This is a genomic window from Geothrix sp. 21YS21S-2 (assembly GCF_030846775.1).
GTDB lineage: Bacteria > Acidobacteriota > Holophagae > Holophagales > Holophagaceae > Mesoterricola.
Window position 1 is genome coordinate 518103 of sequence record NZ_CP132910.1, and the last position, 17772, is coordinate 535874.

20 protein-coding genes and 1 pseudogene are annotated in these 17772 nt (G+C 63.6%); 4 read left to right on the plus strand and 17 right to left on the minus strand.

The annotated features are described in order from the left end of the window. Positions 1-49 precede the first annotated feature (49 nt). Positions 50-1129 (plus strand): DJ-1/PfpI family protein, encoded by a 1080-nt coding sequence (locus RAH40_RS02310; protein ID WP_306600454.1) that lies wholly within the window; start codon positions 50-52, stop codon positions 1127-1129. A gap of 158 nt (positions 1130-1287) precedes the next feature. Here RAH40_RS02310 and RAH40_RS02315 read toward each other — a convergent pair whose 3' ends face one another. The 5 genes and pseudogenes from RAH40_RS02315 to RAH40_RS02330 form a co-directional block, all read right to left on the minus strand. Further along, positions 1288-3240, minus strand: a complete 1953-nt coding sequence (locus tag RAH40_RS02315) for a sigma 54-interacting transcriptional regulator (RefSeq protein ID WP_306600455.1) — start codon at positions 3238-3240, stop codon at positions 1288-1290. A 507-nt stretch (positions 3241-3747) separates the two neighbouring features. After that, positions 3748-3930, minus strand: a pseudogene (locus tag RAH40_RS23010) (pyridoxamine 5'-phosphate oxidase family protein); the annotation flags it as partial. Positions 3931-3934: 4 nt separating this feature from the next. Then, positions 3935-4390 (minus strand): DUF302 domain-containing protein, encoded by a 456-nt coding sequence (locus tag RAH40_RS02320; protein ID WP_306600456.1) that lies wholly within the window; start codon positions 4388-4390, stop codon positions 3935-3937. A gap of 43 nt (positions 4391-4433) precedes the next feature. Beyond that, positions 4434-5666 (minus strand): ATP-binding protein, encoded by a 1233-nt coding sequence (locus RAH40_RS02325; RefSeq protein WP_306600457.1) that lies wholly within the window; start codon positions 5664-5666, stop codon positions 4434-4436. Beyond that, complete coding sequence (locus tag RAH40_RS02330) at positions 5666-6013, minus strand: co-chaperone YbbN (RefSeq protein ID WP_306600458.1); 348 nt, start codon at positions 6011-6013, stop codon at positions 5666-5668. The genes RAH40_RS02325 and RAH40_RS02330 overlap by 1 nt, the downstream gene beginning before the upstream one ends. 101 nt (positions 6014-6114) lie before the next feature. On the opposite strand from RAH40_RS02330, the gene RAH40_RS02335 reads away from it, so the two are divergent. Continuing rightward, complete coding sequence (locus tag RAH40_RS02335; RefSeq protein ID WP_306600459.1) at positions 6115-6939, plus strand: AraC family transcriptional regulator; 825 nt, start codon at positions 6115-6117, stop codon at positions 6937-6939. 56 nt (positions 6940-6995) lie between these two features. Next, complete coding sequence (locus RAH40_RS02340; RefSeq protein WP_306602275.1) at positions 6996-7538, plus strand: NADPH-dependent FMN reductase; 543 nt, start codon at positions 6996-6998, stop codon at positions 7536-7538. A gap of 93 nt (positions 7539-7631) precedes the next feature. On the opposite strand, the gene RAH40_RS02345 is transcribed toward RAH40_RS02340, so the two are convergent. The 10 genes from RAH40_RS02345 to RAH40_RS02390 form a co-directional block, all read right to left on the minus strand. Beyond that, a complete protein-coding gene (locus RAH40_RS02345; protein ID WP_306600460.1) occupies positions 7632-8354 on the minus strand; it encodes a spondin domain-containing protein in 723 nt (240 codons plus the stop codon). A 22-nt stretch (positions 8355-8376) separates the two neighbouring features. Further along, complete coding sequence (locus RAH40_RS02350; protein ID WP_306600461.1) at positions 8377-9165, minus strand: spondin domain-containing protein; 789 nt, start codon at positions 9163-9165, stop codon at positions 8377-8379. Positions 9166-9302: 137 nt separating this feature from the next. Beyond that, the gene (locus tag RAH40_RS02355; RefSeq protein ID WP_306600462.1) at positions 9303-9947 is read right to left on the minus strand and encodes a YceI family protein; all 645 of its coding nucleotides are present in this window, start codon (positions 9945-9947) and stop codon (positions 9303-9305) included. A gap of 34 nt (positions 9948-9981) precedes the next feature. Further along, complete coding sequence (locus RAH40_RS02360) at positions 9982-10383, minus strand: thioredoxin family protein (RefSeq protein ID WP_306600463.1); 402 nt, start codon at positions 10381-10383, stop codon at positions 9982-9984. Next, the gene (locus RAH40_RS02365; protein WP_306600464.1) at positions 10380-11213 is read right to left on the minus strand and encodes a putative DNA-binding domain-containing protein; all 834 of its coding nucleotides are present in this window, start codon (positions 11211-11213) and stop codon (positions 10380-10382) included. Before RAH40_RS02365 ends, RAH40_RS02360 begins: the two co-directional genes overlap by 4 nt. Then, a complete protein-coding gene (locus RAH40_RS02370; protein WP_306600466.1) occupies positions 11206-12057 on the minus strand; it encodes a DUF692 domain-containing protein in 852 nt (283 codons plus the stop codon). Before RAH40_RS02370 ends, RAH40_RS02365 begins: the two co-directional genes overlap by 8 nt. Continuing rightward, positions 12051-13082 carry a radical SAM/SPASM domain-containing protein gene (locus tag RAH40_RS02375; RefSeq protein WP_306600467.1) on the minus strand — a complete coding sequence of 344 codons (1032 nt, stop codon included), beginning with the start codon at positions 13080-13082 and terminating at the stop codon, positions 12051-12053. Before RAH40_RS02375 ends, RAH40_RS02370 begins: the two co-directional genes overlap by 7 nt. A 58-nt stretch (positions 13083-13140) precedes the next feature. After that, complete coding sequence (locus RAH40_RS02380) at positions 13141-13446, minus strand: hypothetical protein (RefSeq protein ID WP_306600468.1); 306 nt, start codon at positions 13444-13446, stop codon at positions 13141-13143. Positions 13447-13712: 266 nt separating this feature from the next. Next, complete coding sequence (locus tag RAH40_RS02385; protein WP_306600469.1) at positions 13713-14270, minus strand: carboxymuconolactone decarboxylase family protein; 558 nt, start codon at positions 14268-14270, stop codon at positions 13713-13715. Between the two features lie 178 nt (positions 14271-14448). Then, entirely contained in the window at positions 14449-15327 is an 879-nt protein-coding gene (locus tag RAH40_RS02390; RefSeq protein ID WP_306600470.1) for an RNA polymerase sigma factor, read from the minus strand. A gap of 194 nt (positions 15328-15521) precedes the next feature. On the opposite strand from RAH40_RS02390, the gene RAH40_RS02395 reads away from it, so the two are divergent. Beyond that, positions 15522-15998 (plus strand): nuclear transport factor 2 family protein, encoded by a 477-nt coding sequence (locus RAH40_RS02395; RefSeq protein WP_306600472.1) that lies wholly within the window; start codon positions 15522-15524, stop codon positions 15996-15998. 69 nt (positions 15999-16067) lie between these two features. Here RAH40_RS02395 and RAH40_RS02400 read toward each other — a convergent pair whose 3' ends face one another. Beyond that, positions 16068-16493: an EthD family reductase gene (locus RAH40_RS02400; protein WP_306600473.1), complete on the minus strand. Its 426-nt coding sequence runs from the start codon at positions 16491-16493 to the stop codon at positions 16068-16070. A 111-nt stretch (positions 16494-16604) separates the two neighbouring features. Next, complete coding sequence (locus tag RAH40_RS02405; protein ID WP_306600474.1) at positions 16605-17714, minus strand: beta-propeller fold lactonase family protein; 1110 nt, start codon at positions 17712-17714, stop codon at positions 16605-16607. Positions 17715-17772: the final 58 nt, after the last annotated feature.

Here is a 17772-nt window from a genome sequence, read left to right on the forward strand (position 1 = left end):
ACCGCGACCAAGCTCAGGGGCCGCGCGAACCGACACCCAGGAGGGTCGAATGAACTTCCATGCGCGCCTTGGCGCCCTGCTTTGCTTTGTCCTGCTTTGGACATCCGGGGCCAGTATCGGGGCCGCTCCGGTACCTCCATCAGAGAAGCACTTTGTGTGTCCACCTTGTGCTCAGGACTGTGACACGAAGGTCTACGCGGAACCGGGGGTCTGCCCGGCCTGCCACATGGCCTTGGTCGAGGCGACCACCCCACTCCGGCAGAAGGCCAAAGTAGAGGAAGTCGCCCATGGTTATGTCTGTTCTCCGTGCGATGCTCCCTGCGATACGAAAGTCTACGACCACCCTGGACAATGCCCGACCTGCGGCATGCCCTTGGTCGAGGCCGGTTCCGAGGCTGCCCATCCTCATCGCAAGAGGGTCGCCATTCTCGTCTTCAACGGCGTCGAAATCATCGATTTCACGGGACCCTATGAAATGTTTGGCGCCGCCGGGTTCGAGGTCTATACCGTCGCAGGAGCCAAGGGTTCCGTGACCAGTTCCATGGGGCTCACCGTGGTTCCGAAATACACCTTCAGCGACGCGCCCCAGCCTGATGTGCTCGTGATCCCCGGGGGTGGTGTCGGCGAGGCCAGCGTGGATGGACCCACCATCCAATACATCAAGGATGCCACCGCCCACACGCAAAACACGATGTCGGTCTGCAACGGATCCTTCATTCTCGCCCATACAGGAATGCTGGACGGCCTCCAAGCGACGACGACGAGAGGGAACCTGCCCCGCCTCGCCAGCCAATTCCCAAGCATCAAGGTTATCGGCAACCAGCGCTACACGGATAACGGCAAGATCATCACGACGGGAGGACTTTCCGCCGGAATCGACGGCGCGTTGCATGTAATCGAAAAACTGCTGGGCACTGAGGCCGCAAGGAAGGTGGCCATGCTTGAGGAATACTCTTGGCAGCCGGGCACGAAGTTGCCGGCGTCGATGTCAGCCCAGAACCCGCTGTCGCGAAAGGACCATGGTGTGGCGGTTATCTATACCTGTCCCATGAAGGAGCACCCCAAGGAATTCCGCAAACCAGGGAAATGCGCTCTTTGCGGGATGGAACTCGAAATCCGGAAGGGTTGAAGCCATACGGAACCGCATTCCATCCATCCTTTGAACCGCCACCCAGCCTCCAGACCATGGGTCCTGCTTGAAGTGAACAGCGGCCTTCTCCCTTGTTCCAAGTGAACATGAGTCCCGGCAGGGGCCAGGTGGCTTCTGCCGGGAGGCGCCTCGCCCCGTCAGGACTTCTCGATGCCCAGCGCCTTGATCCGCGAGGCGAGGGTGGTGGGTTTCATGGCGAGGATCTCCGCAGCTCCGCCCGTCCCGAAGACCTTGCCCCCGGCCTGCTTCAGCGCAGCGATGATGCTCTCCCGTTCCTGGTTCTTCTGCGCTTCACGCGTGAGCAGAAGCGGGGATGGTGCCTGGGCCGAGGGCTGCGCTTCGGAATACCGGTTCCGGGGCAGGTCAAAGGATAGCGGCCCATCCCCTGCCAGGATCACGGCCCGTTCCACGGCATTCTGGAGCTCCCGGATGTTGCCGGGCCACTCGTAGGCCGTGAGCCGTTCGGCATCGGCCAAAGTCAGGGGGGGCACTTTGCGGTTCATCTTCTTGGCGGTCGCCCGAACGAAGTGGGTCGCGAGCTTGCTGATGTCCTCGCACCGTTCCCTCAGGGGTGGGATCGCCAAGGGGAACACCACGAGGCGGTAGTACAGATCCTGCCGGAAACGGCCAGCTTCCACCTCCTTGATGAGGTCCCTGTTGGTCGCGGCGATGATCCGGACGTCCACTTTGCGGGTCCGGGTATCCCCGATGCGCTCCAGTTCGTGCTCCTGCAGGACCCGCAGGAGCTTCGCCTGCATGGCGAGGGGGATCTCGCCGATCTCGTCCAGGAAGAGGGTCCCTCCGTCCGCAAGCTCAAACCGCCCCGGCTTGTCGCGGACCGCGCCCGTGAAAGCCCCCCGCATGTGCCCGAAGAATTCGCTCTCGAAAAGGGACTCCGGAACGGCGCTGCAATTGACTTTGATCAGCGGGCGGAGCTTGCGCAGGCTGTTGTCGTGGATCGCCCGCGCCACCAGCTCCTTGCCCGTCCCGCTTTCGCCCGTGATCAGCACCGCCGCGTCTGTGGGGGCCACGAGGTGCATCTGCTGCATGACCTTGCGCAGTCCAGGGCTTTCCCCGATGATGTCCCCGAAGTCGTTGGCGTCACGGAGTTCTTCGAGAAGATACTCGTTCTGCGCCTGGAGCCTGGCCTGCTCACGCTCAAGGAGCACCTGCTCGGTTATGTCCTGGATGACGGTGCGGGTGGCCTCGAGGCCAGGCACCGGCTTGGACCACCACTTCACCCAGACGGACTGGCCGTTGTCCTTGCGGTGGAGTTCGAGGATGACATCCTTGGTTTCGATGCCCCGGTCAATGGCATCCTTGGCAGCCGCCCAAGATGCCTTGTTTTCCGGGGTGTCGGCGAGCAGGGTGGCCCCGTTGATGCTGGTGACCTCTTCTGGTTTCACCCCCAGGATTCTCATGGCGGCCCGGTTGATGTGGATGAAGCGGGTATCAAGGCCTTCAAAAACGTAAGGAACGGGAGCCTCATCAAATAGGTCCCGGAACTGTTGCTCCTGCTCGGAGGCCGCAGCCACGGCCTGCCGAAGCTTTTCACTGATCTCCCGCTGCCCCTCTTCCAGTTCAGCGATCTTGCGGGCCGCCAACCTGAGTTCCATGAGATCCATGACGAGTGCAGCTAGCATTTCCAGGTTCCTGGCATCCGGCCCGGTCAACTCGCGTGGTTCACGGTCGATCACGCAGAGGGTGCCCAGGTTGAAGCCATCGTGGGTACGCAGAGGGGCCGCTGCGTAGAAGCGCAGGCCGAAGGCGCCCGCGACCAGGGGATTGGCCAAGGAGCGCGCGTCCAGTTTGGCGTCGCGCACTTCGTAGATGTCTTCCGAAAGGATGGCGGAAGCGCAAAGACCCGGTTCCCGCTCCACGCCACTGGCCTCCAGGCCATGGTGCGACTTGAACCAGATGCGGTCGGTATCCACCAGGCTAACGATTGCGATGGGCACCCGGAGCAGTTCCGCCGCAACGGCCGTGACGTGGTCGAAGGCTCCGTCTGGTGGTGTATCCATGATCTGGTACCTGCGCAGCACGTCGATACGCGCAGACTCCATCTCTCGCCCGGCAAGGTCCACTGTCATTGGCCAAGGCTACGAGAGTTCAAAATGAATGACAACGGCAATTCGTAGCCGTTCAGGATGCAGCCTCCCTGGCGCTCCCCCGCACAATTTCAAACCCATTGTGGTGCGTTGAATTAGATTCTGAAGAAGCGTTAACTCACCGCCGTGGCAGTCAGGTTCACTGAGTCCGGGCAGTGGCTCATCGGCGGTGCCGCCCTGGGTCAGGCCACCGTCCACTCGTTCCACCTTGAGGCCCTCGTTACGGAGGGTCCGAACAATAAGGACGAGAAGGCCGAATTCCCTCGCCAGGTTTTTGCCGGCATGGAAGGGCTACTGGGCGCCATCGAACCCGCCAGTTTTATCGTCATCCACGAAGTACACGCCGACGATTGGCCTAGCCAAGGTCCACGCGAACATCGAAGAGGAAGGCGCCATCCGGCTCTACAACCGGGTTGCTACCGAGTTGCTCTACCGAGTGCTGTGGATGAACAAGGCCAAGGAGCCACTGGGGGCGACCCTTAAACCGTCCCCCTGGAGGTTTCCCGTGGTGAGGAGTTGCCGGTTGACTCCGTAATCTGCGAAGGCAAGTTCTGTCGGGCTCAATACTTTCAGGAAGACTGTGGGGCCACCGCGATATTGGATATAGGGCCAGCCCTCCTGGTTGACGGTGGCCAAGTAGAATGCCGGCTCCTGGTGGATCGGGGTGCCCAGGTGTTCAACAGTCGTTGTGCCATGGCTCCGGGATGGCTACCGTGCCCACTAGGCGTTGGCAGATGCCGTCCAATTCAGCGCCAAGTTGGCGTAGATTCAAATAGCGCCGGAAAGCATTTTGGGTATCCGGACGACGCACGAACACCCTCCCATCGGGCATTTCGAGGATCACCACTTTCAGGGGAACCTCCACCAGGGCGCTCGGATCCCCTTCCAGAAGGCGGACCATGAAGCGTGGGTGGAAAAACAGGAGCTGACGGATCGGCCAAGTGACGAATCCACCTCGCGCCATGATGACCTGAGGGTCGATTTCGTGGATCAACAGCAGGTCTTCAGCAGCAATGGCTTCCTTGAGGCCCTGGAGCGTTTCATGGAATGGGAACCGGGAACGGGCGGACCATAAGGTTCCTGGGCCCCCCGGAGGGTCGCCATAAGTGACAGGGATCGCTTGCTCAGGCATGGGTCACCGGTTTGGGAGGACAGGGCAGCTTGGGTGGAAAGGCCTATTCGGCATCGAGCAATCCCCTGACCCTACTCGAGAGGTCCCGGAAGGAATAGGGTTTCTGAAGGAACCCGGCCTTCTCCGGAAAGAGACCTTGCCCGTATGCAAGGGGCTCCGGGCAACCCGAGACGAATAGACACCCCAAGCCCGGTTTGGCGCTCCTAAGTTGTTTCGCCAACTCCTGGCCGTTCATGATCGGCATGATCATATCGGTGATGAGCAGGGCAATTTCGTTCAGGCTTATCTTGGCGTGTTTCAGGGCCTCCCCTGGAGAATCCGCTTCCAGGACTGTGTAGCCAAGGGAGCGCAACGCCTCGCAGGTCGCGGACCGCAGGCTTTCGTTGTCATCGACCACGAGCAGCAGCTCTCCACGGCCCCGGGCGACCTGGTCGGCTTTTGGCAGCCAAGAGTACTCGGGCCCCCGCATGGCCCGCGGGAAATAGGCCGTGAACTGGCTCCCGGCCCCCGGTGCGCTATCGACCTCGATGAAGCCGCCATTCTGCTTGAGGATGCCATGGATGTTGGCCAGTCCGAGTCCGGTGCCCTTCCCAGCCGCTTTGGTGGTGAAGAACGGCTCGAAGATCTGCTTGATCACGCTAGGGTCTATGCCGGCGCCATTGTCGCAGACGGCCAGGACCACATAGTCCCCTGGCCCTGTGCTCGTCTGGGGCGCGCACGGGTCTGTACCGAAGGTCACATTCCGCGTCTCCACACGGATGGTTCCAGGACCTACGATCGCGTCCCTGGCATTGACGCATAGATTGGCCAGAACCTGCTCGACTTGGGCCGGGTCCATGCGTACCGGCCATACCGAGGGCAGGGGTTGCCACTCCAGACGTATTTCCTCCCCGATCAACCTTTTGAGAATGGACAGCATGCCTTCAACGGTTGTATTCAGGTCAAGCAGCCGTGGAACGACTTCCTGTTTCCTGGCGAAGGCCAGGAGCTGTCCGGTAAGGTTGGACGAATGCCGCGCCGCGGTGAGGATTTCATGGAGGGAGGCATGGATCTGGCCGCCAGGTTCGGCCAGGCCCAGCGCCAGATCGGCGCAGCCGAGGATGATGCAGAGCATGTTGTTAAAGTCGTGGGCTATGCCGCCAGCCAATCGCCCGACCACTTCCAATTTCTGGGCCTGGAGCAATTTCACCTGCAGGATTTCCTTGGTGTCCTCGTTTCGTCTTCTCTGGGACCAGGCACGAAGGCCATGGCCCAGGCAGGCGCGGCGGGCGGCCATCAGGGCAGGTACTTTAGGAGCAGCAGTTCCAGTTCTCTGCGGGACCGCGTTCCCACGATCCTGTCCAGCACGGAACCGTCCCGGAACAGAATCAGGGTCGGAAGGGACAGGACCTGGAAGTGGGCCGCCATTTCCGGACATTCGTCCGCGTTCACATTAACGATCCTGACCCGGCCCTCAAAGTTCTTGCCAAGCTCATGGAGGACGGGGGTCAAGGCCTTGCAGGGGCTGCACCAGGGAGCCCAGAAATCCACCAGGAGGAGCCCACTCCAGGCCAGAAACGCAGCAAGGCCGGAAGTGTCGGCAGGCGGCACCGAAGTAGGTTGAAGGGGTTGGTCACTGGCCACGCGTTACTCCTTGGAAGTGAAAATTAACGGCCTACAAAAGTGCCACAATGGACTCGCCAGGAGATGACCGGGAGTCCGTCATTGCTGACCAGGAGTCCCCGATGTCATCTGATGCGATTCAACCTCTGTTCGAGCACTTCCGGGTTCGCGCCCGCACGTTCTTCGTTGGTAACCAGTGCGCCATCGCCAGCTTCGAAAAGCCCGAGGGCCAGGGGTATCTCCACCTGATGCGAAGAGGGCGGGGCGAGGTCCGGTACAACCAGGGAAGGCGGTCGTTCCAGCTCAATGGTCCGGGCATCCTTTTCTACCCGCGGAGCTTGCCGCATCATTTGATTCCTGCAGACGCTGAGGGCCTGGACCTTGTCTGTGCGACCATCACCTTCGGAACCGGTGTCGGTTGTCCGTTCGCACAGGCGCTCCCAGAAGTGATGCACATGGGCATGGACAAGGTCCAAGCTCTGGGCGACCTCCTTTTCGAGGAGGCCTTCGGGACCCAGGACGGGAGGCAGGGGATGGTAGATAGACTCTGCGAGGTCGTCCTCATCCATTTTGTCAGGCAGGCGCTGGCCGAAGGCCACACTCAGCCAGGGCTCCTGTCCGGCCTGGTGCATCCACAATTGCGGAACGCTTTGAGGGCCATCCATTTGGAACCGGGCAAGCCATGGTCCCTGGACGAAATGGCCGCTTCCGCCGGAATGTCGAGGAGCGCCTTCGCTCAGGCCTTCAAGCAGACCCTCGGAATGACGCCGGGCGAGCACCTGGCGAGGTTCCGTGTTTCGTTGGCCCAGGAACTCTTGTCCCATGGTACGCCTTTGAAAGTGGCCGCCTTCGACGTAGGCTACGGGAGCTCAACGGCGCTCTCGAGGACCTTTCGGGAGCTCACAGGCCGTTCACCCCGGGCGTGGCTCCAGCAGCAACGTGGGTGAACAGCTTGCCGCATGAGGATGCAATGACCAAGAGAACAGGGTAGGGGATCCGCCTGCTGGCCCTTTCTGGCAGTTTGCGAGCGGAGTCCTCGAACTCTGCTCTGCTGAGGGCCTGGGCCCGGATGGCCCCGGAGGGGGTGGACATCGCCTTCTATGAGGGGCTGGCCGGGCTACCGCCCTTCGACCCTGGTCTGGATCTGGACCCAACCGATTACCATGCTCCCGAACCTGTAGTGGAGTTGAGGAGGCGCCTCTTGGAGGCGGATGGCCTCTTACTCTGCTCACCTGAATATGCTTTCGGGATGCCAGGAGTCCTGAAGAACCTCTTGGACTGGACCGTGTCCATGAATGCCCTTGACCGGATGCCCATAGCCTTCATGGTCGCCTCTCCCCTCGCTGGCGGCGGCGCCAAGGCGCACCAGGGCCTACTGTGGGTTCTGCGCGCCTTGAACGTGGACGTGGTGAAGGGCGCTTCCTTTCGTGTGGACCGGATCCGGACACGAATGAACCAGGATGGGCAGATCATCGACCCCCCAACGGCCAGGCGCCTGGCGAAGGCCCTTGAGGCGGTGGTGAACCGCATCAAGGGCCTTCGCTAGGGACGATCTTGGCGCAGAGAAGGGCTGCCGTGACTGGCACCATGGTGCGTCGTATCGGAGGCGAGTCCGGGCCCGTTGCAGCTCCGAAGGAAATCAGAGCGTCCGTTTGATACTCAGAACCGCCACCGGGTTGTCCCAGCGATTGGCAAGGGTGAGGGCCGAAGTCGTCAGCCCGTCATCCTTGCTGACGATGCCAGGGTGCAGGTGCACGGAGTTGATCACATCGTCCCGGGTGGCGTTGAAGGCTTCGCGCCGCCCGCCCGAGTTGGCCGTGGCAGGGCCGGGAACGGTGTCCGCGCTTTCGGTATGGGCTTCGGTGCCGGCATCGTAGCCAAGCAGGTGGGTCGTCACCGTTGCACCTACGGCGATCCCGGCCAGGGACTGTGCGTTCAGCCCCGTGAACCCGTCATTGGTGTTGCCCAACATGGCGGCCAGGGAAAGCTTGAGGGTGGCGACCTCAGACGCCGGGACGGTCAGGGTCACGGTCGACTTGTTCCCGGCGACGGGAAGCAGTGGGCCGCCAACGCCGACCGCCGTGGCGAACACGGACTTCGAGTCGTTGGCGAGGGCGGCCAGGGGGGCTGATTCACCGCCTTCGGCCAAGTGCTCCAGGGCGATGCTCGCCGGTTCACCGATGGTGAAGACCGAGAACCCATCGTTGTGGGCGATGGCGACCATCGGGGACAGGGGCTGACCGGCGGTCAAATTGACCAGAGTGATCTCGAAAGTGGCGTTGGGATTGTGGGAGGTGGAACCACTGCAGGCCAGCAACAGGGCGCCAAGGGCCAGGACGGTGATCCCGGCGGGAAGGCTCAAAGGGATTCTCATGTCAGCCCCTCTACTTCACGGTCAGCACGATGTGCGCCACCGGGTTCAGCCACCGGTAGACGGTGTTGTCGAGGGCGCTGGGGCCGCCGGGGGCGCTGCCGATGATGCCCGGGTGGATGTGGACGAACCCTTCCTTGGTGGCATTGGCGAAACCGGTGGCGGCAGGGTTGATGGTGCTGGAAAGGTTGCCGGTCGTATCGTTGAGGAAGGCGGGGAAGATCATTCCCGGCTGGTTGATGCCGCCCGCGGCGGCCTTCTTCTCATCGTTGGCTTCCGTGCCGGCATCGTAGGCGTTGGCGAAATACGTGTAGGTGCCGGGGGCGGTGGGGATGTCGATGGCGTTGAGGGCGACGAAGCCATCATTGGTGGGAACCAGCATCCCGAGGATCGTCAACTGGGAGTTGGCCGTGCCCGAACCGCCCACGAAGGACGCGGTCGTGGTGCTGCTGCCGGGCTTCAGGGGGCCGTTGTTGGGATTGAAGACCTTGGCGACGCCGGCGGGGAGGAGGGCCTGCATCGGCGTGGTGTCACCGGCTTCGGCGATGCTCTGGATCTCGACACTGGCCGCCGCGCCTTCGGTGAACGCCGCGAAGGAGGCCGGGTGCGCGGTCACCAGGAGGGGCGTGAACCAGGTCGCGCGGGTCAGGTTGGTCACGGTCACGGTCAGCTCGCTCGCGACGGCGGCAGGCGCCAGGGCGAGGACGGCGGAGACAGCCACGAGGCGGTTCAGCAGAGAGAGGTTGGGGTGGAAGAAGCCGGGAAGGCCCATCTTGATGGGGAAGAGCTTGGTCAGGTACATTGCGTTCTCTTTCGAATGAGGGGTTTTCTTGCTGGGTAAGGGAAGCACTGGGGCGGGGCGCTGTTTTGCGCGTGGGTGGTTGCATCGAACTCCAAGAAGGGGGCCCTGCGGGGGCAGGCGTTGCGCGCGGTCAGGTCTCAACGAGCCGTGCTGCCTTTGGTCCTGGCGGCCCGCGCCTTCACGGGCGCCTTGCGGTCCGGTTCCGGTTGGGCTTCTGCGAAGAAGCCGACCAGGAGGAGGTTGAGTTTCACGTCGTCCTTCAGGCTGATCTTGGCGGCCACGCTATCGGCACCGATCCCGAACTCCTGACGGTTGATCGATAGGCTGGCCTTGTACGCCCAGGTCGGTGTGCCGGCTCCGTTCAGGCCCTTCGCCTCGTCGAAGGTGATCTGCAGGGGGCGTTGCCTCCCATGCAGGTCCAGCAGGCCTTGGACGATGAGTTGCCCGCCCTGGCGCCAGGCCTTGGAGGACGTGAAGACGATCTTTGGGTAGGTCGCGACCTCGAGGAAATCCGCGGACCGCAGATGGTTGTCCCGGGACTTGTTGGCGGTGTCGATGGACCTGGCCTCGAGCTCGAGGCGGATCTCCACGGTGGACGGAGCTTCGGGGTCGCCCTTGATCTTCACCTGGTAGCGATCGAACACCCCTGGAACATCGAAAAGGAGCGTGGAAGCCGTGAAGCCGAGGAGGGTGTGGGTGGTGTCGGGCGTGAACTGCTGTTCACCGGCGAAGGCGGCCGTGGTGAACAGGAGTCCCGCTGAAAGCAGGGTTCGAAGGAACATTGTTGCCCTTTCAGGAGGCTTGCAACGGGGGGAATCAGGAACCATGGACGAAACGGGCCAACTCTTCGGGGTTCACGTACCCGACATGGCTGCGCACGAGGTTGCCCTCGGCATCCAGGAGGAACAGGCTGGGAAAGGCCCGGAGCTTGAAGGTGCGGGCGAGGTCGGTGCCCTCGGCCACGGGGGTGCGGTCGCGCAGCTCCACCAGTTCGTCCAGGGCCACGACCCCTTTCAGGACCGCCTGGGCCTCGGGCGTGGGGAAGACATTCTTCTTCATCGCCTGGCAGGGGCCGCACCATTCGGCCCAGAGATCGAGGAGGATCATCTTGTGTTCAGCCTTGGCACGGGCTTTGGCCGCCATCAGGGTCTTCTCCCACCTCACGTCCTGGGCGGATACGGGGAGGATGAGCATCAGGGATAGGAATGCAGCCTTCATGTCGGGTCCTGGGCTTTGGAGGTTGGGGAGAGAGCTGAGTCGGTCCGGGACGAACCGGGAGCCCCGGCGCCGGACGTGCAGAGGATGGCGCCGGCCTCGGCGAGGCCCTCCAGGAGGGCCAGGGCCGCCGGTTCGTCCTGGATGCCCAGGTCCGCTAGCGTGGAACCGATCGCGTGCTCTTGCGCCCTGGCCAGGAGGGCGGACGTGGCTGGGGTGAGCTCACGCACCTGGAAGTCGCCCTCGGGGTCTCTGAAGATCAGGAGGCAGGTGGTCGCCCCGACGGGCTCAGGAGCCTCTTCGGTCGCCCGGTGGACGGCGCAGGGGTAGGTCAGCAGGTGCGCGCCCTCCGTGAGGGAGATCCTGCCTTCCAGAGAGGGTGGAAGCACCGGCTGATCCCCGGGGCCCTCTGCAGGCCACCGGGTGACCATGACTTCCATGAATTCATAGTGGGCGAGCGAAAGGAGAAACGGCCATTTGTCCCGGCCCCACTCCGATTCACTGAGCCAGGCCAGGAAGGTGGGTGCGATGTCCCGGTAGTGGGGGCTCCGCACCCGCCTGGTGTCCAGGAAGGCCTCTTCACAGGCCGCCCAGTCGTCCCCCAGAAGGGCCTGGCTGATGGGGAAGATGTTGGACAGAGGGTCACCCAGGCTTGCCCGGGCGAGATCACGATAGATCAGGAGGCGGTCCTGGAAGCGGAACAGGGCCGCGGAGTCATCCGCGTCCAGGTCCCGGGCGCCGCCGAAGGCGGCCGGGTCCCGCTGAAAGGAGGCGCCGGCCCCCGCTTCGAAGATCAGATCCCCCAGGGCTCTCTGGAGCAGCAGCTCACGCATGGGCCACCTCCACCGGAGCGAGGGCGCATCCATAGGCCTCTTGCAGCTTTTCCCGTTCCAGGAGGAGGGCGTTGAACTCGGGGATCAGGTGGTCCCGCTCCAGGAGGACCGGCACAGGCCGCTGGATTCTGCGGAGGACCCACTGCATCAGCTCAACAACGGGGGCGGCCACGGTGGAGGCGTGGGTGTCCAGCACCACGGCGCCGGTCCGCGCATGACCGGCTACATGCATCTGCACCACGCGGTGGAGGGGGGTCCGTTCCAGCCAGCGCACCGGGTCGAAGCCCCAGTTGAGGCTGTTCACATAGACATTGTTCACGTCCAGGAGCCACCCGCAGTCAGCCCCTTCCAGCACGTCGGCGAGGAAGTCCGCTTCCTCCATCTCGGCGGCGCCAAGCTCGGCGTAGTAGGTGATGTTCTCGAGCGCAAGCGGCACCGGGAGGCTGTCCTGGAGCTGCCGGACCCGCTGGATGGTGTTGCGGGCCGCGGCGCGCGTGAAGGGAATGGGCAGGAGTTCATGGCTGTTCGCCCCTCCCACCGTTGTGAAGCACAGGTGTTCCGAATGCCAGGGGGCACCGGTGAACGTGATGAGCTCCCCAAGGGCCCGAAGATACTGAGGGTCGAAAGGGTCATGCCCGCCGACGCTGAGGGTCAGGCCGTGAGTGAGGACCGGATCCCGGGCGAGGATCGCCATCGTCCGCCGGTGTCCGGCACCACCGTCCCCGAGCACATTCTCCGGCGCGATCTCCCAGAAGGGCACGGAGTGTTCCGGCCCATCCAGGACCTCCTGGATGTGGGGGCCCCGGAGGCCGAGGCCGACCCCGGTGAAGCCACGGTTCAGCATGTGCCCACCTCCTGCGGCCTGAGCATTCCGGTCTCGGCGGCGAAACAGCGGGGGTCCTCTCCGAACAGGTCCCCGGCCAGCAGGGCATGAACCCGGCAACCTCCGCAGTTCTGGGTCAGTTCGCAGTGCCCGCACTGCCCTCCGAAGGCTCGCTTCCGGATCCGGACCATGTCCGGCGAATACCAGGCGGCCCGCAGGTAGTTCACGTGACCGACCCGATGGGCGAGGGGCCTGCAGGGATAGATGGACCCGTCCACATCCACGGAGAAGTGGTTGCGCCCGGCGACACAGCCCGCCCGGTTTTTCGCGAAGCCTGCGTCCGCGGAACAGTGGACGGGGTCCTCGACGCCCACGGTGGACGCCCCCTCATGGGCGATGGCCCAGCGGTGGAACTCCCTGCGTTGCTCCCGGGTGATCTGGAGGAGTGCGGAACCCGCGCCCACCGGGAAGACTTCCCGCAGGTGGAAATGGAGCCCCAGGTCGTCCAGCTCCTCCACGAAACGTTGGAGATACGGATAGTTGGAGGCCGTCACGGTGGTGCTCACCGTCAGGCGGAAGCCCATGCCCTTCAACATCCTCAAGGTCGCCATCGCGGTGTCGAAGACGCCCTGACCCCGGATGCCGTCGGTGTGCGGCTTCGGGCCCTCCAGGCTCACCTGGATGAACCTCAGGCCCACCAGGTAGAGATCCCGGGCCAAGGCGCGGTTCATGCGTGTGCCGTTGGTGAAGAGAAGGGCGTCCCCGCCCTTCGTCCCGATGATGTACTCCACGATCTCCACCAGATCTTTCCGGAGGGTGGGTTCTCCCCCAGAGAGATGGATATCGGGGAGGAACCCCTCGCTGGCCCCGAACGCGAAGATCGCGTCCAGGCGCCGCTTGATTTCCGGCAGTGCAGGCATCTCGCCACCGCTGTGGTTCGCGTCATAGCAGTGCGCGCAGGAGAGATTGCACGCGTGGAGAAGATGGAGTTGGACGGAAAAATAGGCATGGCCGCCATAGGAGGCTGCTTGTGCGGGGGTGGTCATGATGCGCCTCCATGGGCGGCGGGGCGGGGGGGGGCCGAGGGCCCACCCCCAACCGGGTCTACTTGGTGGCTTCAGGCTTCTTCTCGGCCTTCTTGGGCTTCTTGGGCTTGGTGTCCTTGCTGCCGCAGGAACCCGCACCGCAGGCGCCCTCCTTGCCGCCCTTCTTCACTTCGCCGGCGTCCTTCTTCTCGTCGCCCTTCTTGTCCTCCTTGGACTCCTTGGCACCACAGGAACCGGACATGTCGTGGGCTTCAATGGAAGCCGAGGACTTGGCCACCTGGGCTGCCCCCAGAGTGGGGGCCGCGCCGGTCAGGAGGACCGTGGCGGCGAAGAGGCCGCTGAGGTGTATCAGTTGATTGGTCATAAAATCTCCATGCGGAAGTACCGCGAATGGGCCAGCGGCCCAGGGTGAAAAAAATCATAGAAACAGAGGCACTGGAGCGCAGCCCACCCAGGCCCCCCCGGAAGGGGACGGGCCTTCCAATTCCATGGCCATATGATGAATTGGCCATGCCGTTTCGAAGGGTCAAGCCCTAGATCAAAGTGCCACATTCCTTGCGTGGAAAGTTGACCTGGAATCCGGGAATGCAGACCTGGAATCCAGGTTTCGTTGGGAGGCCCGGGTCCGGACTAGTTGGAACCTTCGGTGAACACACCGGCCTTGACCGGGGGGAAGTCCAGGACAGTCTTCGCGACCCTGTTGAGGTAGTTGGTGAGGATATTGAGCGCGACGTTCGCAACCGTCTCCACGATCTCCGAATCGGTGAGGCCGGCGGCGCGGGCCGCAGCCAGGTCCTCGTCGTTCAGTTCACCGCGCTTCACCACGATGGTCCGGGCCAACTGCAAAATACTGGTGCTGCGCTCGTCGGCCGACTGGACCCGCCGCGCGTTGTCGATTTCGGTCCCGGTGAGACCGGACATCCTGCCCAGAAGCGTGTGGGCACTGAGGCAGTAGTCGCAGTCGTTGATTTCGGCCACGGCCAGGGCGATCTGTTCGCGGACCCTGGCGTTGAGCACGCCTGCGACAAGGGCGCCGCTGAAAGCCAGATAGCCTTTGAGGGCGGAAGGCGAATTGCCGAAGATCCGGAACATGTTGGGGACGGAGCCCAGCTTCGCCTGCACGTCCGCGAACATCATCTTGGTATCGCCCGAGGCCTTGGCTGGATCAAGTTGGTTGAGTCGGTTCATGGGATTCTTCCTTCATGAGTTGAATCGATGCGGTGTGCCTCGATACCGCCTTGATCGCATTTCGCGTGCCAACTCCTAAACAAGGAAGAAACCCACGCGTACATTGGCTGTGGCGGGATTGCGTGGGGGGGGAGGGCCAGCGGTGCGGTGGAGGATTACGAAAAGTCATGGCGGACCTCTACGATCTTTCGTCAACGCAACTCACTGCCTGGGCCATCCCCAGGGGAAGGAAGGCGTGAGTTCCGTAGGTGCCGAGGTGCTCCCGCATGCCCAACCGGGCACGGTGCAGGCGCTGTCGGACGACGTCCAGGGACACGCCGATATGGACGGCCAGCTCCCTGGCTTTCCAACCTCTCATGTCCTTGAGCAGAAAGACCTCCAACTGCTTGGGGGTGAGCTTCCGAAGACCCTTCTGGACCTCCGTCCGGACATGGAGCTGTTCCAGCCGGGCGAAGGCTACCGGGGCCTCCTGGAGGGTTTCCTCCGGCGCCCCCATCTGCCTCGAGCCATAGCGGTCATGGCAGGGTAGGAGGACCTCCATGGCCTCCTCGCGCCGGCGCTTCCTGGAGCGGAGCACCATCAGAGCCCGGTTGACGCAGATTCGGTAGGCCCAGGTGCTGAATTTGCAAGTGCCGTTGAAGCGGTGCAGATCCAGGTAGATGCGCAGCAGCGCTTCCTGGAAGGCATCCTGGGCATCCTCCTCGTTGCGGAGGATGCCCAAGGCCACCTGGCGCAGCATGCCTGTGCAAGGTCCAACAAGCGCCGCGAAGGCATCCGCGTCCCCCGCCCTGGCGGCCACCAGGAGACCCTCTTCCCGGTCGCGCACCGCCAAAGGCACCACCGGGTGTCGACCCCCCTCGGCGAGAAAGAGAGGCGGCTTCGCGGGCCTGCCCATGGCACCGGTGCGAACACGTTTTGGGATCAGCGTGGTGGACGCGGGCCAAGGCGCTTCCTCGCTCTGGATGGGGTGGGACGCGAATTGAAAATCCTGGTCCATGGTTAGGTCCGCTTTCAGAAGACAGCGCTGCACCTCGCAGCCATGCGGTTCCAGATGCATGGCGCGTGCCACAGGGCGGGGCGGCCGGAGATAAATTCCGTAGCGCAACCCTGCCTTGGAGCACCCCAGACCTGGAGAAGGAATCCGCATGAGGATTCCCTAGCGACGAAAGGCGGGGCCATGACCATGAACTCACGAAATTTCCACTTGCGGCAAGCTTCGACCAGTCATCGACCTTGCATGAAAGGACTGCCATGAACATGGATCAGGCTCGCCCCCCCCTGCCTCCTTTCACCCGTGCCTCCGCCCTCCAGAAGGTGAGGGTAGCGGAAGACGCCTGGAACGGGAGGGACCCCCAGCGGGTCGCGCTGGCCTACACCCCCGATTCCCTCTGGCGCAACCGTTCCGCGTTTCCAAGGGGGCGCGAGGAGATCGTAGCCCTGCTGGAACAGAAATGGGAGCGGGAACTGGAATACCGTCTGATCAAGGAACTATGGGCGTTTGACGGCAACCGCATCGCGGTGCGCTTCGCCTACGAATGGCACGATGCCACAGGAGCCTGGTTCCGGTCCTACGGCAATGAGAACTGGGAGTTCGCCGGGAATGGGCTCATGGCGGTACGCCATGCCAGCATCAACGATCTGGCGATCCAGGAGGAGGGCCGGAAGTTTCGCTGGCCCCTGGGGCGGCGCCCCGACGACCACCCGGGACTCAGCGACCTCGGCCTCTGAAACGAACCGAGCCCAAGCCGGCCTCGCTTGTCGAGGACGGCCTGGGCTTCCTGCATGCCAGCGGGGGTTTCAACTGGCGTGGGCGCATGCTCCCCTGGCGTTCGCCAGGGGCCTGCGCGCAGGGTCCGATCCGGTGGCGATTCTGCCACCAGGTGAACAAAGTGGGGCTCCCCCGGTGCGGAGGAGGACCTCGTTGATCTGGACCAGGGGTTTGAGGTCCGTGTAGTTGGTGAGGTCCTCGTACAGGGAGGCGGCATGGGGAGTGTAGGCCTCGACGAAGTGCTCCATGGAATCGAACAGGAAGTGGCAGGCGGCGATGAAGGTGGGCCTGGTTCCCGGTTCCCCGCCGCCAAGCCCCTGCTCTACGGAGACCCCCCGGAACCCGGGATGGGCCCCGATGCGGTCGATCGACATGGGCATGTGCGTCTGCAAGTAATAGGGAAGGTCGAACCGGCCGCCTTCGCGCGCGGGGTAGAAGATCGAGATCTTGACCATGGAGTCCTCCTGGAGGCTTGGGCGACCTGCCGGGTCATTCCCTGAACGACGGTGCGGCCAGGCACCCTAGGGTGCCAGGCCGCATGTAGGTACAGCCTAGGTGTGAAAGGTTCAGTTCGCGGCGAGCCCGACCGCGCTGGTCGGAAGTCCGCTGGTGAGGATGCCTGCGCTGAGGCTTCCGTCCTTGTGGATATCGAAGGACGAGAGCGTGAACGAACGGCCGTTGCGCACGAACAGGTGGTGCCCGTCCGAGGAAATGGCGGCATCGGCGGGGGCCGAACCGGTTCCGGTAGCGCCGGCCACCATGGCCATCAGGTCGATCTGGCCGTCGAAGGCGATGTGGTAGCTGCTGACGGAGCTGCTGCCGGTGTTGGCGACATAGCCGAACCGGCCGTTGGGGGTGATGGCGATCCAGCAGGCGGCCGTCTGGTCATCAGGGACGGCAGGGCTGACGATTTGCAGGCTGGCAGGGCTGGCATGGGCGATACGGTAGGAGGAGACTGTGCTCGCGCCGGGGGTGCCGCCGACCGCCTCGGTGACAAGGAGGCGGTTATGGCGGTTGAAGGCGAAACCGAAGGGGGTCTGGCCGGGGGACAGGGTGGAGAGGGGACCGGTGATGCCGCCTCCGTGGATGACTTGGTAGCTGGTCAGCAGGTTGGTGCCCTTCTCGGTGACCACCAGGGTGGCACCGTCCGCGCTGAAACCGATCTGCGCAGGGGCGGCGCCGCTGGGCTTGGAGAGCCCCAGGGTGGAGCCGGGGACCGCCTTCAGGATGCCGTGGCTGTTCCGGAAACCGGTGACGTTGCTGATGCCGCCGTCATTGACCACGTACACCAGGCCGTCATGTTCCGTGACGCTGATCGGGTGGGTCCCGCCGGAGGCGAGGACGGAAGTGAGCTTGGGCGCGTTGCCATGGAGTGCGAAGGTCGAGACGGAATTGCTCTGGGCGTTGACGACGAACAGATACTCTCCGTCGAGGCTCAAGGTCACCGCGCCCTGGGAACCCAACCCCGCGCCCGAGCCCTGGCCACCGGTGGGAAGGTGGCTCTTGAAGGTCAGGGTGCCGTCATGGTTGCGGGAATAGACGAGCAACTCGTTGCCGGCCTGGGCATTGCTGCTGGTGAAGACCTGGCCCGAAGCGCAGTCGGACGGGGTCTCGGCGGCGAGGCCGAGGGTCATCAACCCGAGTACGAGGACGGACGTGGACTTGAGGAGGTTCATGTGGACTCCGAGGTTCTGCCTTCCGGGGAAGGCGGTTGGATGGGCGCCGGTACGCAAT